At 66.0% G+C, this 24,799-nt stretch carries 26 protein-coding genes; 20 read left to right on the top strand and 6 right to left on the bottom strand.

Annotated elements, in window-relative coordinates:
• Positions 1 to 24 precede the first annotated feature (24 nt).
• The 13 genes from NMQ16_RS07045 (at position 25) to NMQ16_RS07105 (ending at position 12,843) form a co-directional block, all read left to right on the top strand.
• Positions 25 to 870 (top strand): urease accessory protein UreD, encoded by an 846-nt coding sequence (locus tag NMQ16_RS07045; protein WP_257079828.1) that lies wholly within the window; start codon positions 25 to 27, stop codon positions 868 to 870.
• 53 nt (positions 871 to 923) lie between these two features.
• The gene (locus tag NMQ16_RS07050; protein ID WP_257079829.1) at positions 924 to 1,226 is read left to right on the top strand and encodes an urease subunit gamma; all 303 of its coding nucleotides are present in this window, start codon (positions 924 to 926) and stop codon (positions 1,224 to 1,226) included.
• A gap of 9 nt (positions 1,227 to 1,235) precedes the next feature.
• On the top strand, positions 1,236 to 1,514 hold the full coding sequence (locus NMQ16_RS07055; protein WP_257079830.1) for a hypothetical protein: 279 nt from the start codon (positions 1,236 to 1,238) through the stop codon (positions 1,512 to 1,514).
• A gap of 281 nt (positions 1,515 to 1,795) precedes the next feature.
• Entirely contained in the window at positions 1,796 to 2,122 is a 327-nt protein-coding gene (locus NMQ16_RS07060; RefSeq protein WP_257079831.1) for an urease subunit beta, read from the top strand.
• Positions 2,119 to 2,343, top strand: a complete 225-nt coding sequence (locus tag NMQ16_RS07065; RefSeq protein ID WP_257079832.1) for a hypothetical protein — start codon at positions 2,119 to 2,121, stop codon at positions 2,341 to 2,343. The genes NMQ16_RS07060 and NMQ16_RS07065 overlap by 4 nt, the downstream gene beginning before the upstream one ends.
• A 10-nt stretch (positions 2,344 to 2,353) precedes the next feature.
• The gene (ureC, locus tag NMQ16_RS07070; protein WP_257079833.1) at positions 2,354 to 4,066 is read left to right on the top strand and encodes an urease subunit alpha; all 1,713 of its coding nucleotides are present in this window, start codon (positions 2,354 to 2,356) and stop codon (positions 4,064 to 4,066) included.
• A 43-nt stretch (positions 4,067 to 4,109) separates the two neighbouring features.
• Complete coding sequence (gene ureE / locus NMQ16_RS07075) at positions 4,110 to 4,604, top strand: urease accessory protein UreE (protein WP_257079834.1); 495 nt, start codon at positions 4,110 to 4,112, stop codon at positions 4,602 to 4,604.
• Positions 4,601 to 5,278, top strand: a complete 678-nt coding sequence (locus NMQ16_RS07080; RefSeq protein WP_257079835.1) for an urease accessory UreF family protein — start codon at positions 4,601 to 4,603, stop codon at positions 5,276 to 5,278. The genes ureE and NMQ16_RS07080 overlap by 4 nt, the downstream gene beginning before the upstream one ends.
• Before the next feature lie 266 nt (positions 5,279 to 5,544).
• Positions 5,545 to 6,171 (top strand): urease accessory protein UreG, encoded by a 627-nt coding sequence (gene ureG / locus NMQ16_RS07085; protein ID WP_257079836.1) that lies wholly within the window; start codon positions 5,545 to 5,547, stop codon positions 6,169 to 6,171.
• A 103-nt stretch (positions 6,172 to 6,274) separates the two neighbouring features.
• Positions 6,275 to 7,702, top strand: a complete 1,428-nt coding sequence (gene trkA / locus NMQ16_RS07090) for a Trk system potassium transporter TrkA (protein WP_257079837.1) — start codon at positions 6,275 to 6,277, stop codon at positions 7,700 to 7,702.
• Positions 7,702 to 9,150 (top strand): TrkH family potassium uptake protein, encoded by a 1,449-nt coding sequence (locus NMQ16_RS07095; RefSeq protein ID WP_257079838.1) that lies wholly within the window; start codon positions 7,702 to 7,704, stop codon positions 9,148 to 9,150. The genes trkA and NMQ16_RS07095 overlap by 1 nt, the downstream gene beginning before the upstream one ends.
• Before the next feature lie 81 nt (positions 9,151 to 9,231).
• Entirely contained in the window at positions 9,232 to 10,308 is a 1,077-nt protein-coding gene (hemE, locus tag NMQ16_RS07100; RefSeq protein WP_069039104.1) for a uroporphyrinogen decarboxylase, read from the top strand.
• A 309-nt stretch (positions 10,309 to 10,617) separates the two neighbouring features.
• Complete coding sequence (locus tag NMQ16_RS07105) at positions 10,618 to 12,843, top strand: primosomal protein N' (protein WP_257079839.1); 2,226 nt, start codon at positions 10,618 to 10,620, stop codon at positions 12,841 to 12,843.
• A gap of 179 nt (positions 12,844 to 13,022) precedes the next feature.
• Here NMQ16_RS07105 and NMQ16_RS07110 read toward each other — a convergent pair whose 3' ends face one another.
• The 5 genes from NMQ16_RS07110 to NMQ16_RS07130 form a co-directional block, all read right to left on the bottom strand.
• A complete protein-coding gene (locus tag NMQ16_RS07110) occupies positions 13,023 to 15,065 on the bottom strand; it encodes a site-specific recombinase (RefSeq protein ID WP_257079840.1) in 2,043 nt (680 codons plus the stop codon).
• A 50-nt stretch (positions 15,066 to 15,115) separates the two neighbouring features.
• Positions 15,116 to 15,838 carry an ABC transporter ATP-binding protein gene (locus NMQ16_RS07115; RefSeq protein WP_257079841.1) on the bottom strand — a complete coding sequence of 241 codons (723 nt, stop codon included), beginning with the start codon at positions 15,836 to 15,838 and terminating at the stop codon, positions 15,116 to 15,118.
• Entirely contained in the window at positions 15,835 to 17,058 is a 1,224-nt protein-coding gene (locus NMQ16_RS07120; RefSeq protein WP_257079842.1) for an FtsX-like permease family protein, read from the bottom strand. The genes NMQ16_RS07115 and NMQ16_RS07120 overlap by 4 nt, the downstream gene beginning before the upstream one ends.
• Positions 17,059 to 17,122: 64 nt before the next feature.
• Positions 17,123 to 18,325 carry an efflux RND transporter periplasmic adaptor subunit gene (locus NMQ16_RS07125; protein WP_257079843.1) on the bottom strand — a complete coding sequence of 401 codons (1,203 nt, stop codon included), beginning with the start codon at positions 18,323 to 18,325 and terminating at the stop codon, positions 17,123 to 17,125.
• Positions 18,326 to 18,338: 13 nt separating this feature from the next.
• Positions 18,339 to 18,827, bottom strand: coding sequence for a TlpA disulfide reductase family protein (locus NMQ16_RS07130; RefSeq protein WP_257079844.1), 489 nt, complete (start codon positions 18,825 to 18,827; stop codon positions 18,339 to 18,341).
• 72 nt (positions 18,828 to 18,899) lie between these two features.
• Between NMQ16_RS07130 and NMQ16_RS07135 the strand changes: the two genes are divergently transcribed.
• From NMQ16_RS07135 to pqqE, 7 genes are all read left to right on the top strand, one after another.
• Positions 18,900 to 19,583: a DUF4197 domain-containing protein gene (locus tag NMQ16_RS07135; RefSeq protein WP_257079845.1), complete on the top strand. Its 684-nt coding sequence runs from the start codon at positions 18,900 to 18,902 to the stop codon at positions 19,581 to 19,583.
• 12 nt (positions 19,584 to 19,595) lie between these two features.
• Positions 19,596 to 20,465 (top strand): hypothetical protein, encoded by an 870-nt coding sequence (locus NMQ16_RS07140; RefSeq protein ID WP_257079846.1) that lies wholly within the window; start codon positions 19,596 to 19,598, stop codon positions 20,463 to 20,465.
• Positions 20,466 to 20,587: 122 nt separating this feature from the next.
• Positions 20,588 to 20,662, top strand: a complete 75-nt coding sequence (pqqA, locus tag NMQ16_RS07145) for a pyrroloquinoline quinone precursor peptide PqqA (RefSeq protein WP_083224124.1) — start codon at positions 20,588 to 20,590, stop codon at positions 20,660 to 20,662.
• A gap of 150 nt (positions 20,663 to 20,812) precedes the next feature.
• Complete coding sequence (gene pqqB, locus NMQ16_RS07150) at positions 20,813 to 21,730, top strand: pyrroloquinoline quinone biosynthesis protein PqqB (RefSeq protein ID WP_257079847.1); 918 nt, start codon at positions 20,813 to 20,815, stop codon at positions 21,728 to 21,730.
• Positions 21,727 to 22,455 (top strand): pyrroloquinoline-quinone synthase PqqC, encoded by a 729-nt coding sequence (pqqC, locus tag NMQ16_RS07155; RefSeq protein WP_257079848.1) that lies wholly within the window; start codon positions 21,727 to 21,729, stop codon positions 22,453 to 22,455. Before pqqB ends, pqqC begins: the two co-directional genes overlap by 4 nt.
• A 16-nt stretch (positions 22,456 to 22,471) precedes the next feature.
• Positions 22,472 to 22,744: a pyrroloquinoline quinone biosynthesis peptide chaperone PqqD gene (gene pqqD, locus NMQ16_RS07160; protein ID WP_257079849.1), complete on the top strand. Its 273-nt coding sequence runs from the start codon at positions 22,472 to 22,474 to the stop codon at positions 22,742 to 22,744.
• Entirely contained in the window at positions 22,741 to 23,898 is a 1,158-nt protein-coding gene (gene pqqE / locus NMQ16_RS07165) for a pyrroloquinoline quinone biosynthesis protein PqqE (protein WP_257079850.1), read from the top strand. Before pqqD ends, pqqE begins: the two co-directional genes overlap by 4 nt.
• Before the next feature lie 119 nt (positions 23,899 to 24,017).
• Here pqqE and NMQ16_RS07170 read toward each other — a convergent pair whose 3' ends face one another.
• Positions 24,018 to 24,788 carry an FxDxF family PEP-CTERM protein gene (locus NMQ16_RS07170; RefSeq protein ID WP_257079851.1) on the bottom strand — a complete coding sequence of 257 codons (771 nt, stop codon included), beginning with the start codon at positions 24,786 to 24,788 and terminating at the stop codon, positions 24,018 to 24,020.
• Between the last annotated feature and the right edge of the window lie 11 nt (positions 24,789 to 24,799).

Raw genomic sequence — 24,799 nt, forward strand, 5'->3', positions numbered from 1 at the left:
GACGCAACGCCGATGACCGCTTCGATGGCACCTCTCTTACCGCAGCATGCCCCGGCCGGCTGGCAGGCCCGCATCGCGCTCGACTACCGCTTCTCCGGCGGCCGCAGCGTGCTCGCGCGGCGCGAACACGTCGGTCCGCTGCGTGTGCAGAAGGCGCTCTATCCGGAAGGCGACGCGGTGTGCCACACCCTGCTGCTGCATCCGCCGGGCGGCATCGCAGGCGGTGACGCGCTGCAGGCGGACATCGCCGCCGCCGACGGCGCGCATGCGCTGATCACCACGCCGGGTGCGACCAAGTGGTATCGCAGCGCCGGGCCGCTGGCGCAGTCCGGCCTGTCGATGCACATCGGCGCCGGTGCCTGCGTCGAATGGCTGCCGCAGGAAGCCATCGTGTTCGACGGCGCACGGGCGCACATCGCCAGCCGCATCGAGCTCGACGCTGGCGCGCATTTCATCGGTCTGGATCTCTACTGCCTCGGCCGCACGGCCAGCGGCGAGCGCTTTTCCCGCGGCGAACTGAAGCTCGACACGCGCGTCGTCCGCGCCGGGAAGACGCTGTGGCTGGAGCAGGCGCGGCTGGACGGCGATTCGCCGCTGCTGCAGTCGGCCGCCGGACTGGCCGGTGCGTCGGTGTTCGGTACGCTGCTGTGCGCGGGTTTCGAAGCCGATGACGCGCTGCTCGCCGCCTGCCGTGCGCTGCCCTGTGCCCTGGGCGACGGCGGCGTCACCCGGCTGCCCGGTCTGCTGGTTGCGCGCTATCGTGGGGCGTGCACCCAGTCAGCCCGGGCATGGTTCGTGCATCTGTGGTCGCTGGTGCGACCGGCAATGACCGGGCGGGCGGCGCAGCCGCCCCGGATCTGGGCGACCTGAAGGTCGATGGACAGGCTGTTCGACACCTCTGAAAGCGGAAGAAAAGAACAACGATGGAACTGACGCCACGCGAAAAAGACAAGCTGCTCATCTTCACCGCGGCCCTGCTCGCCGAACGCCGGCGTGCGCGCGGGCTGAAGCTGAACTACCCGGAAGCGGTGGCGCTGATCACCGCCGCCATCATGGAAGGCGCGCGCGACGGACGCAGCGTAGCCGAACTGATGAGCTTCGGGACGACCCTGCTCGGCCGTGACGACGTCATGGAAGGTGTGCCGGAAATGATTCCGGACATACAGGTGGAAGCCACATTCCCCGACGGCACCAAGCTGGTGACCGTCCACCAACCCATACAGTGAGGCGCTTCGGTGAGCGATGAGGAAGTCGAGCTGGCCCGTCGTCTGGCGCGCTTCAAGCTGAGCGTGCGGCGAACGCTCGGCGTGTCGGTCAATCTCGACGCGCTGCTGGTCGACCTCGATTACCGCACCCGAACCCTGTCCGAGATCGAAGAACTGACCGACGACGAAGAACTGCTGGTGAACCTGCTGCTGGTGCGCGACCTGCTGTCGAAGAAGCACGACAGCGCAGACGACGAAGCAGGCACCAAGCCCGTGCGCGATTACCGTTTTGGTGCGCGCTCGGGGTGAGGCGACGGATGCACAAGCCTTGTGTCGCGGCCAGCACGCCGTCGTCGTTGGGCATCGCTACGCTCACCCCAACCTACGGGTTCTCGCCGTACCCGACGGGTTTCGTAGGTTGGGGTGAGCGTAGCGATGCCCAACACCCCACCCGGAAATCCGGAATGAAGCCGGTCGGAAAAGGACACATGATTCCCGCCGGCACCCGCAGGTTGGGGTGAGCGCAGCGATGCCCGACATCCCCGCCTGCAAAACCGCACGACAGATATGAAGCCAGTCAGGAACAACACATGATTCCCGGACAGATGCAGGTCGCCGACGGCGACATCGAACTCAACGCCGGCCGCGCGACGATCACGCTCGACGTGCGCAACACCGGCGACCGGCCGGTACAGGTCGGTTCGCACTACCACTTTGCCGAAACCAACGACGGGCTCGATTTCGATCGGGCCGCGGCGCGTGGTTTCCGGCTGGACATCGCAGCCGGGACCGCGGTGCGTTTCGAACCCGGCCAGCTGCGCACCGTGCAGCTGGCCGCACTGGCCGGCGACCGCCGGGTTTTCGGATTTCAGGGCCGCGTTCAGGGCCCGCTTGACCCCCTTGGAGACAGGACATGACCAGAACGACAGTGGTGCTTGTGGCGCTGTGGAGCAGTGCGGCCTGGGCACACGATGGCGAACATCACGGCAGCCTGCTTGCCACGCTGATGCATCTGGTCAGCCAGCCCGACCATGTCGCGATGATCGCCGCTGCAGCCATCCTCGGCGGCGTCGGCGCGCTGGTGATGCGCCGGCGTACCCGCAGCGCGCCGCATGTTCGGCAAGCAGTGAGCCGGTGATCGCGTTCCGATGAGCACACGGATCAGCCGGCAGGCCTATGCGGAAATGTTCGGCCCGACCACCGGCGACCGCGTCCGGCTGGCCGACACCGGACTGTGGATCGAGGTCGAACGCGACTATACGATCTACGGCGAAGAGGTGAAGTTCGGCGGCGGCAAGGTGATCCGCGACGGCATGGGTCAGAGTCAGCGCCTGAGCGCCGACGTGATGGATACCGTCATCACCAACGCGCTGATCGTCGACCACTGGGGCATCGTCAAGGCCGACATCGGGCTGAAGAACGGCTTCATCGCGGCGATCGGCAAGGCCGGCAATCCGGACATCCAGCCCGGTGTCGGCATCGTCATCGGCCCGGGCACCGAAATCATCGCCGGCGAAGGCATGATCGTCACCGCCGGCGGCATCGACAGCCACATCCACTTCATCTGCCCGCAGCAGATCGAGGAGGCGCTGATGTCCGGCGTCACGACGATGCTGGGCGGCGGCACCGGACCGGCCACCGGCACCTATGCCACCACATGCACGCCGGGTCCGTGGCACATCCACTCGATGCTGGCCGCGGCCGAAGCGTTTCCGATGAACCTCGGCTTTCTCGGCAAGGGCAATGCCTCGCTGCCAGGTCCGCTGCGCGAACAGGTCGAAGCGGGCGTGATCGGGCTCAAGCTGCACGAGGACTGGGGCACCACGCCGGCCGCCATCGACAATTGCCTGTCGGTGGCCGAAGACATGGATGTGCAGGTCGCCATCCATACCGACACGCTGAACGAATCCGGTTTCGTCGAAACCACCATCGCCGCGTTCAAGGACCGCACCATCCACACCTTCCACACCGAAGGCGCGGGCGGCGGACACGCGCCGGACATCCTGCGCGCGGCGTCGATGCCCAACGTGCTGCCGTCATCGACCAACCCGACGATGCCCTATACGGTCAACACCATCGACGAGCATCTCGACATGCTGATGGTGTGCCACCACCTCGACGCCGCCATCGCCGAAGACGTGGCCTTCGCCGAAAGCCGCATCCGGCGCGAAACGATCGCCGCCGAAGACATCCTGCATGATCTCGGCGCCTTCTCGATGATGTCGTCCGACTCGCAGGCCATGGGCCGGGTCGGCGAAGTGATCATCCGCACCTGGCAGACCGCGCACAAGATGAAGCTGCAGCGCGGTACCTTGAGCGATGCGTCCGGCGCATCGCCGGCGGCCGACAATTTCCGCGTGCGTCGCTACATCGCGAAGTACACGATCAACCCGGCGATCACGCACGGCATCGGCCACATCGTCGGCTCGATCGAAACCGGCAAGCTGGCCGATCTGGTGCTGTGGAAGCCGGCCTTCTTCGGCGTCAAGCCCAGTCTGATCCTGAAGGGCGGCATGATTGCCGCTGCCGCGATGGGCGATCCGAACGCGTCGATCCCGACGCCGCAGCCGGTGCACTACCGGCCGATGTTCGGCAGCTTCGGGGGCGGCCTGCGCACCTCGCTCACCTTCGTGTCGCAGGCGGCGCTGCACAATCCCGCGGTCGCCGCACTGGGACTCGCGAAACGGCTCGAACCTGTGCGCAACACGCGTACGATCCGCAAGTCCGACATGGTGCTCAACAGCTGGCAGCCGCAGATCGACGTCGATCCGGAAACCTACGCCGTGCGCGCCGACGGCGAACTGCTGGTGTGCGAGCCGGCCGAGGAGCTGCCGATGGCGCAGCGCTATTTCCTGTTCTGATGCGGATGGTTTTCTTGCCGCGACATCCGCGGTAGACACACACATGCTGCTGATCGAACACTTCGCGCCGGCCGACGCCGTGCCGGCCGGAACACTGACGCTGTCGTTCGAGCTGCGCGCCAAATGCCGGCTGCGCACCCACCTCGATTCGGGCGAAGAGGTCGGACTGTTCCTGCCGCGCGGCACGATACTGCGCAGCGGCGACCGGCTGGCCGGCAACGATGGCCGCGTCGTGCAGGTCGTCGCGGCCGCGGAAACGGTGACCGAGGCGCGCAGCGCCGATGCGCTGCTCGTCGCGCGGGCGGCCTATCACCTCGGCAATCGCCATGTCGCGGTCGAAGTGCAGCCCGGCCTGCTGCGGCTGGCGGCTGACCATGTGCTGGCGCAGATGCTGGCGGGTCTGGGTCTGGAGGTGACCGAAGCCCGCGCCCCCTTCGAACCGGAGGCCGGCGCCTATGGCGGCCAGCCGGCGCATCACACGCACGCTCATGCCGAGGAAACCGGCGCGAAACTGCATCTGTTCGGTGGCGCTGCGTGACACCCCTGGCGCTCGTCCGCCTGCTGCATCTGGCCAGCCCGACGCTGCCGGTCGGCGCGTTCAGCTATTCGCAGGGGCTGGAGTGGCAGGTGGATGGCGGCGCCATCCGAACCGAAGCGGACGCCGGCGCCTGGATACGGGCCGTGCTCGACGCCGGTGTCGCGCGCTTCGAACTGCCGCTGCTGGCGACGCTCATGCGCGCGTGGTCAGCCGCCGATCACGCGGTGCTCGCATCACTCAATGATGATTATCTGGCCAGTCGAGAGGCGGCCGAACTGCGCGCCGAAACGGTGCAGATGGGCTATTCGTGCACGCAGTTGCTGAAGGCGCTCGACGCCTGCCGCGGCGTCGCCGATGTGCTGGCGGACATTTGCGAACCCGCGTTTCCGACCGCCTGGTCAGGCGCTGCGGTGGCGCTCGATGTACCGGTCGGGCCTGCGCTGACCGCCTGGGCGTGGGCGTGGGCGGAGAACCAGGTGATGGCGGCGATCAAGGCGGTGCCGCTCGGCCAGACCGCCGGCCAGCGCCTGCTGATGATGCTGGGCGAAGCCATTCCGTCGCGCGTCGACGCCGCCATCGACCTGCCGCGGGCGGACTGGAGCAACTTCGCGCCGGGCCTCGCCATCGCCAGTTGCCGGCACGAAACGCAGTATTCGAGGCTGTTCAGATCATGAAGGCCCCCTGTGGGAGCGGCCCCCTGTGGGAGCGGCGGCCTCGCCGCGATCGAGCAGCGATGGTCGCTGATCAGAGTGACGATCGCGGCGAGGCCGCCGCTCCCACAGTGACAGCTCCCACAGTGACAGCTCCCACAGTGACAGCTCCCACAGTGACAGCCCCCACAGTGACAGCCCCCACAGTGACAGCCCCCACAGTGACAGCCCCCACAGGTGGCGCTCCCCCGGGCGAGCGCCACCGCCGCTTTTGAAGAAAGGACGACCTCATGACTTCACCCACTCCCCGCCCGCCGCTGCGCGTGGGCATCGGCGGCCCGGTCGGTTCGGGCAAGACGGCGCTGACGCTGGCGCTGTGCCTCGCACTGCGCGCCCGCTACAACATCGCGGCGGTGACCAACGACATCTACACCGAGGAAGACGCGCAGTTTCTGGTGCGCAACCAGGCGCTGCCACCCGAACGCATCATCGGCGTGGAAACCGGCGGCTGCCCGCACACCGCGATCCGCGAGGACGCGTCGATCAATCTCGAGGCCGTGGCGCGGTTGAATGCGCGCTTTTCCGGGCTTGACGTGATCCTGATCGAATCCGGCGGCGACAATCTGGCGGCGACCTTCAGTCCGGAACTGTCCGACCTCACGCTGTACGTGATCGACGTGGCGGCCGGCGACAAGATCCCGCGCAAGGGCGGGCCGGGCATCTGCAAGTCCGACCTGCTGATCATCAACAAGATCGATCTCGCGCCCATGGTCGGCGCGTCGCTCGACGTGATGGAGCGCGACGCGAAGAAGATGCGCGGCGAACGACCGTTCGTGTTCTCGAACATGAAAACCGGCCACAACCTCGACTTCATCATCGCGTTCATCGAGCGCGAAGGCATGCTGGGCAGCGTCTGAATCGCGAGTGAAACCTGAATGAAAGCCGGCTGAACACCGCGCTGCTGCACCGCAACAGCCGTGTTGCCGCTACACTCGCGCAACTTTTTCGCAAGGTGGGCGCGTGAAGATCATCATCCTGGGCGCGGGTCAGGTCGGCTCGTCAGTGGCCGAAAACCTGGCGTCGGAAGCGAACGACATCACCGTCGTCGATACTGACGCGGAGCGCCTGCAGGCGCTGCAGGACAGGCTGGACCTGCGCGTGGTGTTCGGCAACGGGGCGAGCCCTCTGGTGATGCGCCAGGCCGGCGCCGAAGATGCCGACCTGCTGATCGCGGTCACCGCGTCCGACCAGACCAATCTGTGTGCCTGCCGCATCGCGCAGACGCTGTTCAACCTGCCGACCCGCATCGCCCGCCTGCGCTCGATCGATTACGCCGATTACCCGCAGTTGCTGGATGACGACAACTTCGCGGTCGATTTCTCGATCTGTCCTGAACAGGAAGTCACCGACTACCTGAAGCGGCTGGTCGCCTTTCCGGAGGCGCTGCAGGTGATCGAATTCGGCAAGGGCCGGGTGACGATGGTGGCGGTGCGCGCGGTCGGCGGCGGTCCGCTGGTCGGCGGGCCGGTCAAGGCATTGCGCCAGCACCTGCCGGGCATCGACGCACGCATTGCGGCCATCTACCGGCGCAACAACGCCATCATTCCGGACGGCGACACAGTGATCGAACCGGGCGACGAGGTGTTCTGCCTCGCTGCCAGCGAACACATCCGTGCGGTCACCGCCGAACTGCGCCGGCTCGACAAGCCGATGCGCCGCATCATGATCGCCGGTGGCGGCAACATCGGTTTCCGGCTCGCCACGTCGCTGGAAAGGGATTACGAGCTCAAGCTGATCGAACACTCGAGGGTGCGCGCGGAATTCCTGTCCACCCATCTGCCGAAGACGCTGGTGCTGGCCGGCGACACCACCGACGAGGTGTTGCTGGAAGCCGAGAACATCGACGACATGGACCTGTATCTCGCGCTGACCAACGACGACGAGAACAACATCATGTCCAGCCTGATGGCCAAGCGCATGGGTGCGCGCCGCGTGGTGGCGCTGATCAACCGCAAGGCCTACGTCGATCTGGTGCAGGCGGGCGCCATCGACATCGCCATTTCGCCGGCCCAGGTGTCGATCGGTTCGCTGCTAGCCCACGTGCGCCGCGGTGACGTGGTCGCGGTACACAGCCTGCGCCGCGGTGCCGCCGAGGCGCTCGAACTGGTGGTGCATGGCGACCGCAAGACGTCGAAGGTGATCGGCCGGCGGATCGAGGAAATCGGTCTGCCCGAAGGTGCGCTGATCGCCGCCATCGTTCGCCGCACGGACCGGCCGGTCACGATAGGCGTGTCCGACCAGGCGGTGCAGGAAACGCACGACGTGGTGATCATTCCGCACCACGATACGGTGATCGAGCCGGAAGACCACGTGATCGTGTTCTGCTCGAGTCAGAAACTGGTGTCGCGCGTCGAGCGACTGTTCCAGGTCGGCTTCGGTTTCCTCTGATGCTGTCGGTCATCAACGTACTGGGTCGCCTGCTGATCGTGTTCAGCGCGGCCTACCTCGTGCCGATCGCCTGTGCGCTGATCTACGACGACGGCTCGGCGATGCCTTTCGTCGACGGCATGGCGATCAGCGCCATCAGCGGAATGCTGCTCTACATGGGCACACGTGGCCGCTACGCCGAACTCAAGCCGCGCGACGGCTTCATGCTGGTCAGTTCGGCCTGGCTGTGCATGGCGGTGATCGCCACCGTGCCCTTCATGCTGACGCTCGACTCGTTGAGCTTCACCGATGCGCTGTTCGAGGCGATGTCGTCGCTGACCACGACCGGCGCCACCACGCTGGTCGGGCTCGACACGCTGCCGCCGGCGCTGAACCTGTGGCGCCATCTGCTGCAGTGGCTGGGCGGCATGGGCATCATCGTGTTCGCAGTCGCCATCCTGCCGCTGCTCGGTGTCGGGGGCATGCAGCTGTACAAGGCCGAAATGCCCGGTCCGATGAAGGAGAACAAGCTGACGGCCCGCATCACCGATACGGCCAAGGCCCTGTATTCGATGTACATCGGCCTGACCATCCTGTGCATCCTTGCGCTGAAGCTGGCCGGCATGGACTGGATAGACGCCATCTGCCACGGGTTTTCCGCGCTCGGGCTGGGTGGCTTCTCGACCCGTGACGCGAGCATCGGCGCCTTCGATTCGGTCGTCATCGAAGGCGTGCTGATCCTGTTCATGATCTTTGCGAGCATGAACTTCGCGACCCACTTCATCGCCTTCCAGCGGCGTTCCGTCGGGCCCTATCTGCGCGACGCCGAAGCCAAATCCATCCTGCTCGTGCTGGGTGGCAGCTTCATCGGGCTGACGCTGTACATCCACTTTCAGGATGTGCACGAGGATTTTCTGCTGACCGCGCGCCACGTGGCGTTCAATCTGGTGTCGATCGCGACCAGCAGCGGTTACGCCAGCACCGATTACGGCACCTGGCCGCTGTTTGCGCCGCTGTGGATGCTGTTTCTGGGCGCGATCACGGCAAGTTCGGGTTCGACCGGCGGCGGCATCAAGATGATGCGTACCCTGGTGCTGATGGGCCAGAGCCGGCGTGAAATGGTGCGCCTGATCCACCCCGCGGCGGTGCATCCGCTGCGTGTCGGCCGTACGCCGGTGTCGGATCGTGTGGCGCAGGCGGTACTGGGTTTCATCTTCGTTTACTTCATGAGCATCGTGCTCGTGACCTTCGTGCTGCTGCTGTCCGGCGGCGATTTCCTGACCGCCTTCACGGCCGCCTTTTCCTGCATCAACAACATCGGCCCCGGTCTGCAGGAAGTCGGCCCGGCCACCAATTTCTCGTCGCTGACCGACTTCCAGACCTGGGTGTGCACCTTTGCCATGCTGCTGGGGCGCCTCGAAGTGTTTTCGCTGCTCATCCTCTTCACGCCGGGCTTCTGGCGCAAATAGCGCCGCCTCGCCGACCGGCGGTCGCATCGGCTATCCTTGCTGCCTGCGAAAACCGCTCGAACCAACCCTCCGGGACTCACCATGGCCGCTCCCCGCAACGACTCCTTCCTGCGCGCACTGCTGCGCCAGCCGACCGATCACACGCCGATCTGGCTGATGCGGCAGGCGGGGCGCTACCTGCCGGAATACTGCGCGACGCGCCGTCGCGCCGGCAGTTTCCTGCAGCTTTGCAAGTCGCCTGCCATGGCCTGCGAAGTCACGCTGCAGCCGCTGGAGCGTTTCCCGCTCGACGCCGCCATCCTGTTCTCGGACATCCTGACCGTGCCCGATGCAATGGGGCTCGGGCTTTACTTTGCCGATGGCGAAGGCCCGAAGTTCGAGCGTCCGGTGCGCTCGGAAGCCGCCATCCATGCGCTGCGCGCGCCGGATCCGCACGCCGAATTGCGCTATGTCGTCGATGCGGTCAGCGAAATCCGCCGCGCGCTCGACAACTCGGTACCGCTGATCGGCTTTTCGGGCAGTCCGTGGACACTGGCCAGCTACATGGTCGAAGGCGGCGCTTCGGATGACTACCGTCACCTGAAGACGCTGATGCTGGACCGCCCCGATCTGCTGCACCACCTGCTGGGCGTCACCGCGCAGGCGGTCACCGACTACCTGAATGCGCAGATCGAAGCCGGCGCGCAGGCGGTCATGATTTTCGATTCATGGGGCGGCGCGCTGTCGGCGCACGGCTATCTCGAATTTTCGCTCGCTTACATGCAGCGCATCATTGCCGGCCTGAAGCGCGAGCACGACGGCGAGCGCGTGCCGGTCATCATGTTCACCAAGGGCGGCGGGCAGTGGCTGGAAGCGCAGGCCGAAGCCGGCGCCGATGCGCTCGGACTCGACTGGACGACCGACATAGGCCTGGCGCGCCAGCGCGTGGGACACAAGGTCGCGCTGCAGGGCAATTTCGATCCCACCGCGCTGTTCGCGCAGCCGGCCTCGATCGCGCGCGAAGCCGAGCGCATTCTCGACAGCTTCGGTCCGCACCCGGGTCATGTGTTCAATCTGGGTCACGGCATTTCGCAACACACGCCCCCGGAGCACGTTTCCGCGCTGGTAGAAGCCGTACACCGCCACAGCCGGTCGATTCGCGCTGCTGCAGGCGTATAAACCGCGTCCTGCGGCGCTTTGCGCAAGGCGTGCAAAAGTGCCGCGGGGGTTGACTTATGCACAGTCAGCCGCTCAGGGCGCCGGCACGCCACAGATGGACAGGCGATTTATTCCTTGACATCCAAGTTGTTGGTTTTAATGAATAATTTTTTTTCTTGACGCCTGTTCAAAAATTTGGTGGAAAAACCGTCCGGTCAAGTCACTGATTGCAACGAAGTTTCCCACAAAGTTATCCACAGCCTTTCCGCGCCTCAAACCCGTGTCGCCTGAGTGGCTTGCGGCCCGGATCGATCAGTCTTCTTGAACGATATGCCGCAAGTGACTGAATCCATTGATAGCGCCCGACAGGCCTTGGATAGCGCGGCGCCGCCACCGTCCGGCTCCTTGTTGCAGGTGGCGCTGGCGCGCCCGATTCCGTCGCTTTTCGACTATGACGCGTCGGCCTTCCCGCAGGTCGAACCCGGCTGCCGTGTTCGGGTACCGTTCGGCCGCAGCGAAGTCTGGGGTATCGCCTGGGGCTGGCGTGCCGACGCCGAACTCGACCCGTCGCGCATCAAGCCGTTGCTCGCCGTCGACACGCGCAGCGTGCCGCTTCCGGCCAGCTGGCGCGCTCTGGTCGATTTCGTCGCCCACTACTACCAGCAGCCGATCGGAGAAGTCGCCGCGATGGCGGCGCCACCGGCGATCAGCGCCACGCGCGCGCAGCGCGCCATGCGCCGGCTGCGCGTCACCGAGGCCGGCCGCGCCGCGCTCGACGCCCTGCCTGTGCGCGACGTCGGCCGCAAGCTCATCAATGCGCTGATCAGTGCCGGCTCGCTGAACGAGGGCGAACTGCGTGCGCTGTCGGCGCGCGCCGGTGCAGTGATGCAAAGCCTGCTCGAACGCGGCCTGATCGAAATCGCACTGGCTGATGTGCCGGCCGAAGCGGCGCACGCGCTCGGTACCGATCAGGCCCATGCGCTGGCCGCACTGCTGGAGCACCCCGGCTACGCGGTCAGCCTGCTGCACGGGGTGACCGGCAGCGGCAAGACCGAGGTCTACCTCCGGTTGATCGAGACGCAGATCGCCGCTGGCCGGCAAAGCCTGCTGCTGGTGCCCGAAATCGCGCTGACACCGCAGCTGCAGGCGCGTGTCGCTGCGCGTTTTCCGCGCGCCTGTCTGCATGTGATGCACAGCGAAATGAGCGACGGTGCGCGCGCCATGGCCTGGGCCGCCGCGCAGTCAGGCGAGGCGGACATCGTGCTCGGTACGCGGCTGGCGGTGTTCGTGCCGCTGCCGCGTCTGGGCTGTATCGTGCTCGACGAAGAGCACGACGCGTCGTTCCGGCAGACCGAAGGCGTGCGCTATTCGGCGCGCGACGTCGCGATCTGGCGTGCGCGCGCGGAAAACGTGCCCATCGTGCTGGGCAGCGCGACGCCGTCGCTGGAATCGCTGCGCCATGCCATCGACGGCCGCTACCGCTGGCTGCGCCTCACCACGCGCGCTGGCGAGGCGAGCCTGCCCACGGTGAAACTCATCGACACGCGCGTGCAGCGCGCCGAAGAAGGCCTCAGCGCGCCGATGCTCAAGGCCATCGAACAGCGGCTCGAACGTGGCGAACAGAGTCTGCTGTTCATCAACCGACGCGGATACGCGCCGGTGCTGAGCTGTCCGGCGTGCGGCTGGGCGGCGAGCTGCACCCAGTGTTCCGCCCATCTGGTGCTGCATGCGGTGGATCGCCGGCTGCGCTGTCACCACTGCGGTGCCGAAGGCGCGGTGCCGCGCGCCTGTCCGACCTGCGGCAATCAGGACATACAGGGTTATGGCCGCGGCACCCAGCGCCTCGAGGAGACACTAGCCCAACGCTTCCCTGCGGCGCGCCTGCTGCGCATCGACCGTGACAACGTGCGCGGGCGCGAGCACTGGCAGCAGCAGCTCGACCTGATCCGCTCGGGTGCGGTCGATCTGGTGGTCGGCACGCAACTGCTCGCCAAGGGGCATGACTTTCCGGGCATCACGCTGGTTGGCGTGGTCGGCGCCGACGCGTCGCTGCACGCCGCCGACTTCCGCGCGCAGGAGCGGCTGTTCGCGCAGCTGATGCAGGTCGGTGGCCGCGCCGGCCGGGCCGGCACAGCGGGCGAGGTCCTGATCCAGACGGCGCAGCCGGACCATCCGCTGTTCGCCGCGCTGCGCGCGCACGACTTCGACGGCTTCGCGCGCAGCCAGCTGGCCGAACGCGCCCAGCTTGGTCTGCCGCCGCACGGCTTCCAGATCATGCTGAGCGCCGACGCGCCCGAGCTGGCACTGGCCACCGAATTTCTCGCCGCCGCCCGCCGCGCCGCGCTGGCGCTCGACGTCGATGGCGTGCGGGTGTACGACGTGGTGCCGATGCGCATGGTGCGCCGGGCCGGGCGTGAGCGCGCCCAGCTGGTGGTCGAATCGCGCAGCCGCCCGCCGCTGCGTGCGCTGCTCATTCCGTGGCTCGACAACCTCTACCGCCTGCGCCTCGCACGCGGCCTTCGCTGGCACATCGACGTCGACCCGCTGGAAGTGTAGTCACAGCGCGAGCTTGCTTGCGGATGGTGGGCGAATGGCGAGGTTTATGTGGGAGCGGCGGACCCTGTGGGAGCGGCGGCCTCGCCGCGATAGGCGCGTTGATCGACGATCATCGCGGCATCAATCGCGGCGAGGCCGCCGCTCCCACAGCCGCCGCTCCTACTGGTGGCCGCAGGCGATCAACGTGCGGCGTCGGTGATCTGTGGCGTCTCGGCAGGCAGGTCCTTCGGCGGCCAGAAGAAATCGCGTGGGCGGGTCAGAAAGCGCCGGGCGAGCTTCACTGACAGTCCGCGCGTGTGTTCCGGCTGGATGCCGCGCGAGCGCAGTGCCACCCGCATCGCGAGGCTGAAGCTCACGGTCAGGTTGGTCAGGCCGATCAGCACCACACCGAGCGCGCCGATGGCGATGGCGTGCCAGTCCACATCGAAGCTCAGTGCTTCGAGTCCGTAGGCGAGGTTGGCGGACGCGAACGCGACGTGGCGGATGTCCAGCGGCAGTCCGAGCAGCGTACCGATGACCGGCGTGCTGCCCAGCATGCAGCCGAACAGGAAGTTGCCGGCCAGCGCGCCCAGATTGAGCTCGATATAGCGCGCGAAGCGTGCCAGCCGGGCTTCGCCGAGCAGCGTGCGCAGCCACTTCACGCGCAGCAGGCGTTCCGGCACGCGGTGGTAAAGCGACTGGTTGTCGTAATAACCGGAGATCAGGCCGCTGAGGAACAGGAACACACCGGCGATCGCCGCATGCAGGATGGCGAGGCTCTGCCAGGGGTGCAGGTCGTGCAGCAGATGGGCGCCCTTGACCGGATTGACCGGATGCCAGTCGATGAACTGGCCGGCCGTCATGGCGATGGATAGCGCCATGATGAAGCCGATGCTGACGTTGCCGGCGATCGATATCCACTGTGTGCGGCTGACCTGAGCCGCCAGTTCGACCAGCACGCCCAGGCGCGCGTCGCGGCTCTGCTTGCCATCGAGCGCGGCGGCCAGCGTGGCAGCCGTCATCGCCGGCTGCTTGGTGGCGATGGTCAGGTGCAGGATATGGATCAGCACGAAGCCCAGGCCGTAGTCGAGGCTGTAGGCGACAGCTTCCCACACCGGCGGCAGCCCGAGTCTGGAAATCAGGATCTTGATCAGCGCCATGACGCCGATGATCACGCCGGCGCCGGCTGCGGCGCGGAACATGGCGACGAACTCGCTGCGCGTGCCGGTCACATAATGTTCACCCGAACGGCTGGCCTGCTCGGTAACACGGCGTGCCAGCAACTGGGTCGTGCCGGCGAACAGGTCGCGCAGGCTGTGGCGCCGGTTTTCCTGCTGCACCAGGCGCAGGAAGAAGTCGATCGCCCGGGCACGCAAGGTGGACGGGTCGTCGGCCGCATCGGGCAGCGCCAGCGTGCGCAGCAGGCGCAGTCGGTCGGCGATCTGTTCGATGCGCGCCAGCAGGAACACCAGATTCACGCCTACACCGGCTTCGCGCGAGCGCCGCCTGATCGTGTCGACATAGCTGCTGCACTGTTCCAGCAGCACCTCGAAGTGGCCGTCGTGGGGTTGCAGCGTTTCGCTGCCTGCGTGCAGCCGGATCAGTTCGCGCACCTCGTCGCTCTGCGCGAGGAAGGGCGATTCGTGCCGCGCCAGCGCCGGCATGTAGCGCAGCAGCGCGGGCTCCATGCCGAGTGCGGCCAGCCGGTGCGACGCCATGCGCATGGCTTCGAACAGTTCGTGCCGGCACTGCCGGCGCGCCGCTGCAAAAGCCTCGCCGTCGAGATCCAGCCGCTCGAACAGCGTCTCCCAGTCTTCGCGCGGAATGGCCACCATCCATTCGCCGTCGTCGGGGCCGTCGAACACTTCGCTGAACAGGTCGCGCAGGAAGTCGTCATTGATCGCCGGTGGCAGCATGCGGCCGAGCACACGGCTGATGAGGCCGCTGAAAAAGCCCTGGTTGGCCAGCACGCCGGATTCGGAATACAGCGTGCGGTGCATGCGCGACACCAGCACCGTCTTCAGATAGTGCGACAACGCGGTGGCGAGGTCCGGCCGGCTGGCGAGCAGGCGCAGCAGGCCGTGAAAACGCGATTCGGCCGCCGCCACGCCTTCGCGGCCGTGCGGGCGGATCAGCGCGACGAGACTGGTCAGCCGGTCGCCACTGCTGTCGTCCGGGCGGCGCGCAGCGTCCTCAAGCAGGGCCTGCAGGGCTGACGTGTATGCGTTGTTGGCAGAGGTCATGCGAAATCCATGCGGAAACAGTCGGATCGAAACAACCCCGCCGCGCGGGGTCAGGCTGGTTCTGCAACAGATGTCGAAGCCGCGAGGCGGCCATCGACCAGTTCGATGCGACGGTCGCAGCGGGCGGCCAGTCGCGGGTCGTGCGTCACGATGAGGCAGGCGCTGCCCCGCTCGCGATTGAATTCACGCAACAGCGCGAAGATATCATCCGCGGTGTGCGTGTCGAGATTGCCGGTCGGCTCGTCGGCCAGGATCAGGCGCGGTGACAGCGACAGCGCACGGGCGATCGCCACCCGCTGCTGCTGACCGCCCGACAGCTGACCGGCCTTCTTGTATTCGTGGCTTGACAGCCCCACCCGCGCCAGCAGGTCGTGCGCCACGGCCTCGTCCTGAGCCGTCGCCACGCCGTGCGCGATGATGGCCGGCATCATGACGTTTTCCAGCGCCGTGAAGGCCGGCAGCAGATGATGGAACTGGAATACGAAGCCGATGTGACGGCCGCGCAATACCGTCAGCGCCTGCTCGTTCAACCCTGTCGTCGACTGTCCGGCCACCGAAAGTTCGCCGGCAGTGGGCGGCTCCAGCAGGCCGACCAGGTTCAGCAGTGTGCTTTTGCCCGAGCCGCTGGGGCCGATCAGCGCACAGAATTCGCCTTCGGCAAGATCGGCGTCGATGCCGTGCAGCACTTCGGTTTCCACCGGCGTGCCGACGCCGTAGGACTTGCGCAGGCCGCGCATCGAAATGATGCCGGGTTTGCCGGCTGCATCAGTCATGCACGGATCGCCTGAACAGGGTCCATCTTGGCGGCGCGGCGCGCCGGAATCAGCGCGGCCAGCACACCGACCGCGAGCGCGATGCCGGCCGCCGACAGCGCGATGCCTGTATCGAGCTGAGGCTCGAAGATGGGCGCGCCGTCACCGGTGCGGTAGATCGTCGAAAAGATCTGCAGCAGCGCCCAGGCCAGTCCCACGCCCGACAGCGCACCGACGAAACCGACCAGCGCGCCCTGCAACAGGAACACGCCCATGATGCGGTTCGAACTGGTGCCCATGGCGCGCAGGATGCCGATCTCCTTCTGCTTCTGCACCACACTCACCACCAGTACGCTGGAGATGCCGAGCGCCACGATGATGATGACGAAGCTGCGGATCAGGTTGTTCGACACCGACTGATTGCGCAGCGCCGCCAGCAGCTGCGAATTGGTCGTCATCCAGCTGTCCACCGTCATGCCGCTGCCCGCCTGCAGCCGCGCCGCCACCTCGCTGGCATCGAAGATGTCGGTCACCGTGATGTCGATGTTCGATACGCCGCCCGGCAGATCGAGCAGCGACTGCGCCAGCTTCATCGTCGTGAACACCCAGCGTCGGTTCAGGTCCTTGTTGCCGATGTCGAACAGGCCGGTCACCTGCAGCAGTTCGTCGCGCCCGCCGGCGGCGCGCAGGAACACCTTGTCGCCAACCGTCACGCCGAGATCCTTCGCCAGTTCGGTGCCGATGATGGCATTCGTGCCCTCGACCTGGAACTTGCCGCGCACCATGTAGGTGTCCATCTTGACGATGCGCCGGTAGCGGTCGGGTTCGATGCCGAGCAGCGCCACCGACTTGCTGGCACGCCCGCGCAGCGCGAACGCCGGGCCGCTGACCACGGGTGATACAGCCACTACGCCGGGCTGCTCCTCGGCCAGTTTCACGATGGCTTCCCACTGGTCGATCGAACGCAGCCGTTGCGCACGCGGCTCGATTACCGCGGTGCTTGCGGGATCGGTGCGGGCGCGCAGATTCACCTCTTCGAGCGGCCGCACGACCACGTGTGCCTGGCTGCCCAGCACACGGTCGATGATGGTGGATTGCAGCTGGGCGATCAGTTGCGACAGAAAGACGATGACCGCCACACCGCCGGTCACGCCGAGCAGGATGAGTGCGGTCTGCATGCGCCCCTCGCGCAGGAAGCGCAGCGCGACCAGGAATTCGAACGGGAGTCTGGGTCTCGCCATTTTCAGATGCAAGATGCAGGATCAAAGATGCAAGTGAAAACCGCGCCGGTCTGACTTGCCTCTTTCATCTTGAAACTTTCTTCCGCTTCACCCGGATGCGGTCGCCGTCGAGGGCGCCGCCGGCGGGCAGGATGGCGACGTCGCCTTCTGCCAGGCCTTCGGTGATTTCGATGCGGCCGACGCCGCGCAGGCCGGTCTTCACCGGCACCTTCACCGCCTCGTCCGCGCGCGCCAGCAGCACCCAGGGTTCGGTCGTTTCGACGTCGCGCACCGCCTCGAGCGGCAGCGACAGCGCCGACTCGCTGCGACCGATCACCACCTCGACCGACACCGTCATGTCCGGCTTCAGGAAGGCCGGTGGTTCGGGCACGCGCAGGCGTACTTCGACCGTGCCGCGCTGGGCATCGATGGCCGGCGCGATGTAATAGACCACGGCTTCGAAGGCCTGACCGGGGAAGGCGTCCGCCACCGCCTGCGCGCGCGCGTCGAGCTGCAGATGGCGCAGGTTCTTTTCGTCCAGCGTGGCGTAGACGCGGGTTTCGCCGGATTGCGCCAGCGTCAGCAGCGCGCGCCCGGCCTGGGCCACGTCGCCCGGCTCGGCGTCGCGCGCAACGACCAGCGCGTCGACCGGTGCCCGCAACGTGAGCAGGTCGCGCCGCGCCTGGGCGGACGCCAGTGCAGCCTGCGACTGGGCCAGCCGTGCCTGCGCGCCTTGCCGCTCGGCACCGCGCGGCAGGCTGGCGTCGCGCTGTGCCTGCGCGGTGCGCAGCTGGGCGCGTGCGTTGTCGAGCTGGCGCGCCGCCTCGTCGAGCTTCGACGGCGAGAAGAACTGCTGCGCCACCAGCGTCTGCGCGCGCTGGTACTCGGCGTCAGCCACCTTAAGGTTGGCTTCGGCCTGACGCACGGCCTGCTCGGCCACCGGCAACGTGACGGCGTCGGTCTGGCGCAGGCGCGCCTGCGATTCCTGGATCTGGGTACGCGCCTGTTCGACCGCCGCTTCGGCGTCGGCACTGCGCAGCATCACCAGTGCGTCGCCCGCCTTCACCTGTGCTCCTTCGCGCACCGCGACGCCGTCGATGATGGCGGTGACCTGGGTGCCCAGTTCGATGCGCGCCGGCGTGGCGATGCGGCCGGTGGCCACGACGCTCTGGGTCAGCGGCGCACGTGTGACGGCAGCGGTATCCACCGCGATGCCGCGCGGCCAGAACAGCCACGCGACGAGCACTGCGGCGGCCAGCAGCAGCGCGATCAGGTAACGGGATTTCATCGGGAAGGTGGCTTCAGGACGGTGCGTCGAGCAGGTTTTCGATCAGCGCATCGAGCGCCGCATGATCGGGAATGCCGATGATCTTCCTGACCACCTGGCCCTGCCGGTCGATCAGGTACGTGGTCGGCGTGGCATTGACGCCGCCGAAACCGCGCGCCACGTCGCCGACCGGGTCGAAGCCTACGCGAAACGGCAGCGCCTCGCGACGGGTGAAGGCCTGCACGTGGCTGGGCGCGTCGTAGCTCATGGCTACGGCGACCACGTCGAGGCCGCGTGCCTGATAGCGATGGTGCGTGTCGGCCAGCGCCGGCATGCCGCGGATGCACGGCGCACACGAGGTCGACCAGAAGCTGACCAGCCTGACCTGGCCCTGCGGCTGCGAAAAATCGACCCGGCCGCCGTCGAGCAGCGCAACCGGCACGGCCGGCGCCTGATCCGGAAAGCCCTGGCCGCGCAGCAGCCAGACCAGACCGAGCAGCACCCCCAGCACTATCGGTGACATCCATTTGCGGGACATAATCGTTGAGCAGTTCAGGTTAATCAGTTTGTTCGTTCAATCAGAAGGGTTTCGATCATGCGTGCGATTGTCGGTTTTGTGGCCTGTCTTGTCATGTGTACCCAGGTGTGGGCCTTGTCGCTGTCCGACCTCACCGACAAGGACGCCGGCGGCGGCCTCAAGGAGGCGCTGACCCAGGGTGCGGCCAAGGCGGTCGACATGCTGGGCAAGCAGGATGGCTTCCTGAAGAACAAGGCGGTGAAGATTCCGCTGCCGGATGGTCTGCAGCAGGCCGAAAAGCTGATGCGCACCTTCGGCATGAAGAAGCAGGCCGACGAACTGATCACCGCGATGAACCGTGCCGCCGAGGCTGCCGTGCCCGAGGCCAAGCAACTGCTGGTCGGTGCGGTCAAGGACATGAGTGTCGACGACGCCAAAAAGATCCTGACTGGAGGCGAAACCTCCGGCACCGAGTATTTCAAGGGCAAGACATCGGCCCAGCTGAAGGAGCGTTTCCTGCCCATCGTGCAGCAGGCGATGGATAAGGTGGGCCTGGCCAAGAGCTACGAGAAATTCGCGTCCAAGGGTGCGAAGTATGGCGTGATCAGCAAGGAAGACGCCGATCTCGACAACTACGTGACCGAAAAGGCGCTCGACGGCCTGTTCAAGATGGTGGCCGAAGAAGAGAAGGCCATCCGCAAGAATCCGGTCGGCGCTGCCGGCAGCCTGGCGAAGAAGGTGTTCGGCGCGCTCGGCCGGTAAGGGCAGCCGCAGGTGTCGCGCTTCATTCACCTCCTTCTGTGCCTGGCGCTGTGCGCACCGCTCGCGTCCTGGGCTCAGGTGAAGCTCGACATCATTCCGCTGAAGCATCGTACGACCGATCAGGTGCTGCCGGCGCTGCAGCCGCTGGTCGGCGAGGACGCCGCACTGTCGGGCGCCAACAACCGCATCTTCATCCGCGCCGACGCCGCCACGCGGTTGGCCGTCAAGCAGGCGATCGAGGCGATCGATACGCCGCTGCGCAGTCTGATGATTTCGGTGCGGCACGACAACGACGACTCGATCCGGCGCGAGGGCGCCGCCGTGTCGGGCGACGTGCGCGCAGGCGGCGTTTCGGTCGGTGCCGCTGACGGCGGCGAAGGTGGACCTGAAGGGGGCGCAGTCATCGAGGGCCGCAGCGGCGACAGCCGGGTCGCGACGCGCGTCTGGTCGACCCGCGGCAACTCGGCCGACCGGCTTTCACAACGGGTGCAGGTGGTCGAGGGCGGATCGGCCTTCATCCAGGTCGGCAGCTCGATTCCGGTGCCCTTCACGCAGATCATCGCCGGCCCGCGCGGCCGCGCGGTGGCGCAGGGTACCGAGTACCGCGACATCGGCAGCGGCTTCTATGCCATGCCGCGCGTCAATGGCGACCAGGTGACGCTGGACATTTCTCCGCAGAAGGAATCGCTGTCGGAGACGCAGTACGGCGAAATCCGCACTGCGCGGCTGGTCAGCACGGTTCGTGGCCGGCTCGGCGAATGGATGGAACTGGGCGGCAGCGGCTACAGCGAACAGATCGACCAGCGCGGCATCACCCGCTACGGCACGCGCGACGCGCAGTCGCAGCGCCGGCTCTGGGTGAAGGTCGATGTCGTGCGGTGACCTTCATGAATTTCCTGAGCCGAGCTTAATTCCGCTGACGAGGCGTTACGCCGGGGTGCGGTCGATACTGCAAGGGCGTTGCAACACAACGCATTTTTTTAAACGACCATCAGGAGACAAACATGAACTGGCAAACCCCCAAGGCTACCGACCTGCGTTTCGGCTTCGAAATCACGATGTACATCGCCAACCGCTAAGGTGGCGAGGACCCGGCGAGTGGTAGCTCCCGGGTCCGCTGCAGCACCGGTCCGCGCGAGGCGACCGGCGAGACGAATACCGTGACGCGCCCTGAACGGGCGCGTTGCATTTGAATCAGAGTATCCGCACACGGATACCGGAGGAGGGGCATGCGACTGCACGTACTGGGGTCCGGGGCGGGCGGCGGCTTCCCGCAGTGGAACTGCAACTGTCACAACTGCGACGGCCTGCGCAAGGGCACGATACGCGCCACCGCGCGCACCCAGTCGTCGGTCACGGTGACCGGCGACAATGAAAACTGGGTGCTGTTCAACGCGTCGCCCGACATCCTGACCCAGTTCCAGCAGTTTCCCGAACTGCAGCCGGCGCGCGCGCTGCGCGACACCGCGGTCAAGGCCATCGTGCTGATCGATGGCCAGATCGACCACACCACCGGCCTGTACATGCTGCGCGAACACCGCCAGCCGCATGAAATCTGGTGCACGTCGCCGGTGCAGGAAGACCTCACCCAGGGCAATCCGCTGTTCCGCCTGCTCGGGCACTACTGCGGCGTGAACTGGAATGCGCTGCCGATCGACGAAAGCGTGTTCGAGATGAAGCACGTACCGAACCTGCGCTTTCATGCCCATCATCTGCGCAGCAACGCGCCGCCCTATTCGCCGCGGCGCGACAACCCGGTGCCCGGCGACAACGTCGGGGTGACAATCGAAGACACGACAACCGGCCGGAAGATCTATTACGCGCCGGGCCTGGTCGACATCGAGCCGCATGTGTGGGCGGCGATGCAGGCGGCCGACGTGGTGCTGGTCGACGGCACGTTCTGGACCGACGACGAAATGATCGCGCTCGGCGCGTCGAAGAAGTACGCACGCGACATGGGTCACCTGCCGCAGACGGGCGAGAACGGCATGATGGCGTGGCTCGACAAGCTGCCGAAGACCACGCGCAAGATACTGATTCACATCAACAACACCAACCCGATCCTGAACGAGGACAGCGCGCAGCGGCGCGAACTGGAATCGCGCGGCATCGAGGTGGCTTACGACGGAATGGACATCACCGTATGAGCACGCAACAACCCTGGAACCACGCGGAATTCGAAGCGCAACTGCGCGACAAGGGCGGTGCGTATCACATCCACCACCCGTTCAACGTCATGCTGAACACCGGCCGCGCGACGCCGGAACAGATCCGCGGCTGGGTGGCCAATCGTTTCTACTACCAGATCGCGATCCCGGTGAAGGATGCGGCCATCCTGTCTAACACGCCGGACCGCGAAATCCGCCGCCAGTGGATACAGCGCATCCTCGATCATGACGGCTACGAAATCACCGCGCCGGACGGCACCACGGTGCGCGACGAGGGTGGCATCGAAGCCTGGATCAAGCTGGGCGAAGCGACCGGCCTGACGCGAGAGGAAATCGTCGATCTGCGCCACGTGGTGCCCGGCGTGCGTTTCGCTGTCGACGCCTACATCAACTTCGCCCGCCAGCGGCCCTGGCAGGAGGCGGTGTGCTCGTCGCTGACCGAACTGTTCGCCCCCAAGATCCACAAGGAGCGCCTTGCCAACTGGCCCGAGCACTATCCGTGGATCGAGTCGTCCGGCCTGATGTATTTCCGCAACCGCGTGTCGCAGGCGCGGCGCGACGTCGAACAGGGCCTCGCGGTCACGTTGAACCACTTCACGACGCGCGCCGAACAGGAACGCGCGCTGACCATCCTGCAGTTCAAGCTCGATGTGCTGTGGACGATGAACGACGCCATGGCCAACGCCTATGGCGTCAACACCTGACCCGGTGAGCGAAACAATGGCAATCACGACCGCAACCGTGCCGAAGGTGGGCCGCAACTTCCGCATCCAGTGGGAACCGGCGCAGGACGCCTACGTGCTGCTGTATCCGGAAGGCATGGTGAAGCTGAACCAGAGCGCCGGCGAAATCCTGAAACGCTGCGATGGCGCGGCCAACATCGCCGCCATCATTGCCGACCTCGAAACGACCTTCAACGCGCAGGGGCTGGAAGCTGACGTGATCGCCTTCGTCGAACTGGCCGAGCAGCAGAAATGGGTGGATCTGACATGACCGACCTCTCCGAAGCCGTGGCGGTGCAGGACACCGCGAAGATCGGCCCGCCGCTGTGGCTGCTCGCCGAACTGACCTACCGCTGCCCGCTGCACTGCGTGTATTGCTACAACCCGGTCGATTTCGCGAAGACCGAAGACGAACTGACGACCGAACAGTGGTTCAAGGTGCTGCGCGAAGCCCGTGAGCTCGGGTCGGTGCAGTGCGGCTTCTCGGGTGGCGAACCCATGCTGCGCGACGACCTCGAAGTCATCGTCGCCGAAGCGCACCGCCTGGGCTATTACACCAATCTGCTGACGTCGGGCGTCGGGCTGAACGAAAAGCGCATCGGCGCGCTGAAGGAAGCCGGGCTGGACCACATCCAGCTGTCGTTCCAGGACTCGACGCGCGAAATGAACGACTTCCTGTCGTCCACCCGTACCTTCGACCTGAAGCGCCGCGCGGCCGACATGATCAAGGCGCACGGCTATCCGATGGTGATGAACTGCACCATCCATCGCCACAACATCGACCACATCGAAGCCATCCTGCAACTGGCGTCGGACATCGATGCCGAGTACGTGGAACTGGCCAATACCCAGTATTACGGCTGGGCGCAGGTGAACCGCGACCAGTTGCTGCCGTCGCGCGAACAGCTCGAACGCGCCGAGCGCATCACCAACGAGTGGCGCGAAAAACACGGCAACAAGATGAAGCTGTTCTTCGTCGTGCCCGACTATTACGAAAAGCGGCCGAAGAAGTGCATGAATGGCTGGGGCAACATCTTCCTGACCATAACGCCGGACGGCAAGGCGCTGCCCTGCCACACCGCGCGCATGCTGCCCGGGCTGGAATTCCCGGACGTGCGCACGTCGTCCATCCGCGAAATCTGGTACGAATCCGAAGGCTTCAACCGCTACCGCGGCACCGGCTGGATGAAGGAGCCCTGTTCCAGTTGCCCGGAAAAGGAAAACGACTACGGCGGCTGCCGCTGCCAGGCCTACATGATCGCCAACGACCCTGCCGCGGCCGACCCGGTGTGCGACAAGTCGCCCTTTCATAACCGGATCACCGAAGTTGTCGACCGTGCCCAGATCGCCGGCAACGCGGCCCAGGTCAAGCCCTTGATCTACCGCGGCCCGAAGGAATCGCTTCAGCTCGACCGGCCCTTCTGACGTCGGCCGAACACACCGGCTGAAGCACAGGCAAAAAACGGCCCCCTGCCGGACAGTGCAGGGGGCCGTTTCAATTCCAGCCGGCGGCGCTTGCGCGCCGCCTTCCGTTGCAGCTTCGATTACGCCTTCGTGCGACGGCGGGCAGCGAAGCCGATCAGGCCCAGACCGGCCAGCAGCATGGCGTAGGTTTCGGGTTCCGGCACGGCGGTGACCGGCGCGAAGCCTTCGAACGTCGCCGTGCGCAGCGGCGGCGACATGCCGTCGATGCTCGGTGCCTGACGGATGGTCACCGCGTCCACCAGGTAGGTGAATTCCGTTGCATTGGTCTTCAGCACATACCAGCCGGTCGTCGCATTGCCTTCTTCGACCGAAATATCGGTGCGGAAATCGACCACATTGTCATCGAACACATCCACCGGATTGGTCGGGCGGGTGCGTACGCCATTCGACGTGTGAGCCGTAGATTGCAGGCGGAAATCGCTATCGATGCTGGCGTACCAGCCAACCGACACGTCGTAGTTGGCATAGCCGCGACGCAGGATGTCGTTGATCTCGACATCGTATTCGTCTGCGCCGATCGCGATTTCGCCGATATCCAGTTCGAAACGCGATGCGAACAGCAGCGTACTGTCGGTGGTGCTGCGATAGACGAAGTCGTAGAAGGTGCCGATGTCGGTGCCGTCATAGATCACCGAGCTGATGCGGCGGGCCGCGCGGGTGTAGCCAGCGCTTTCCGGTATCCAGTCGAAGCCGAGGAACAGCGGGTCAGCCGCGGCGTTGTTGATGCCGACGATCCGCAGGTCGCCGCTTTCCGGCAGGGCGACGAAGGCGTGCGCCGCGTGGGCGCCCAGGCCCAGCATCAGCGACAGTGCGATGGTTTTGATTTTCATGATGTTGACCT

It is taken from the genome of Methyloversatilis sp. XJ19-49 (genome assembly GCF_024580145.1).
GTDB lineage: Bacteria > Pseudomonadota > Gammaproteobacteria > Burkholderiales > Rhodocyclaceae > Methyloversatilis.

Bases quoted from the DNA above. Each gene is read 5' to 3' on its own strand.
- NMQ16_RS07045 (WP_257079828.1), top strand. From the start codon at position 25: ATGGCACCTCTCTTACCGCAGCATGCCCCGGCCGGCTGGCAGGCCCGC.
- NMQ16_RS07105 (WP_257079839.1), top strand. From the start codon at position 10,618: ATGCCGCAAGTGACTGAATCCATTGATAGCGCCCGACAGGCCTTGGAT.
- ureC (WP_257079833.1), top strand. From the start codon at position 2,354: ATGAGCACACGGATCAGCCGGCAGGCCTATGCGGAAATGTTCGGCCCG.
- pqqC (WP_257079848.1), top strand. From the start codon at position 21,727: ATGAGCACGCAACAACCCTGGAACCACGCGGAATTCGAAGCGCAACTG.
- pqqB (WP_257079847.1), top strand. From the start codon at position 20,813: ATGCGACTGCACGTACTGGGGTCCGGGGCGGGCGGCGGCTTCCCGCAG.
- NMQ16_RS07125 (WP_257079843.1), bottom strand. From the start codon at position 18,325: ATGAAATCCCGTTACCTGATCGCGCTGCTGCTGGCCGCCGCAGTGCTC.
- NMQ16_RS07050 (WP_257079829.1), top strand. From the start codon at position 924: ATGGAACTGACGCCACGCGAAAAAGACAAGCTGCTCATCTTCACCGCG.
- ureG (WP_257079836.1), top strand. From the start codon at position 5,545: ATGACTTCACCCACTCCCCGCCCGCCGCTGCGCGTGGGCATCGGCGGC.
- NMQ16_RS07110 (WP_257079840.1), bottom strand. From the start codon at position 15,065: ATGACCTCTGCCAACAACGCATACACGTCAGCCCTGCAGGCCCTGCTT.
- NMQ16_RS07120 (WP_257079842.1), bottom strand. From the start codon at position 17,058: ATGGCGAGACCCAGACTCCCGTTCGAATTCCTGGTCGCGCTGCGCTTC.
- pqqE (WP_257079850.1), top strand. From the start codon at position 22,741: ATGACCGACCTCTCCGAAGCCGTGGCGGTGCAGGACACCGCGAAGATC.
- NMQ16_RS07135 (WP_257079845.1), top strand. From the start codon at position 18,900: ATGCGTGCGATTGTCGGTTTTGTGGCCTGTCTTGTCATGTGTACCCAG.
- NMQ16_RS07060 (WP_257079831.1), top strand. From the start codon at position 1,796: ATGATTCCCGGACAGATGCAGGTCGCCGACGGCGACATCGAACTCAAC.
- ureE (WP_257079834.1), top strand. From the start codon at position 4,110: ATGCTGCTGATCGAACACTTCGCGCCGGCCGACGCCGTGCCGGCCGGA.
- NMQ16_RS07095 (WP_257079838.1), top strand. From the start codon at position 7,702: ATGCTGTCGGTCATCAACGTACTGGGTCGCCTGCTGATCGTGTTCAGC.
- NMQ16_RS07065 (WP_257079832.1), top strand. From the start codon at position 2,119: ATGACCAGAACGACAGTGGTGCTTGTGGCGCTGTGGAGCAGTGCGGCC.
- NMQ16_RS07170 (WP_257079851.1), bottom strand. From the start codon at position 24,788: ATGAAAATCAAAACCATCGCACTGTCGCTGATGCTGGGCCTGGGCGCC.
- pqqD (WP_257079849.1), top strand. From the start codon at position 22,472: ATGGCAATCACGACCGCAACCGTGCCGAAGGTGGGCCGCAACTTCCGC.
- NMQ16_RS07130 (WP_257079844.1), bottom strand. From the start codon at position 18,827: ATGTCACCGATAGTGCTGGGGGTGCTGCTCGGTCTGGTCTGGCTGCTG.
- NMQ16_RS07115 (WP_257079841.1), bottom strand. From the start codon at position 15,838: ATGACTGATGCAGCCGGCAAACCCGGCATCATTTCGATGCGCGGCCTG.
- hemE (WP_069039104.1), top strand. From the start codon at position 9,232: ATGGCCGCTCCCCGCAACGACTCCTTCCTGCGCGCACTGCTGCGCCAG.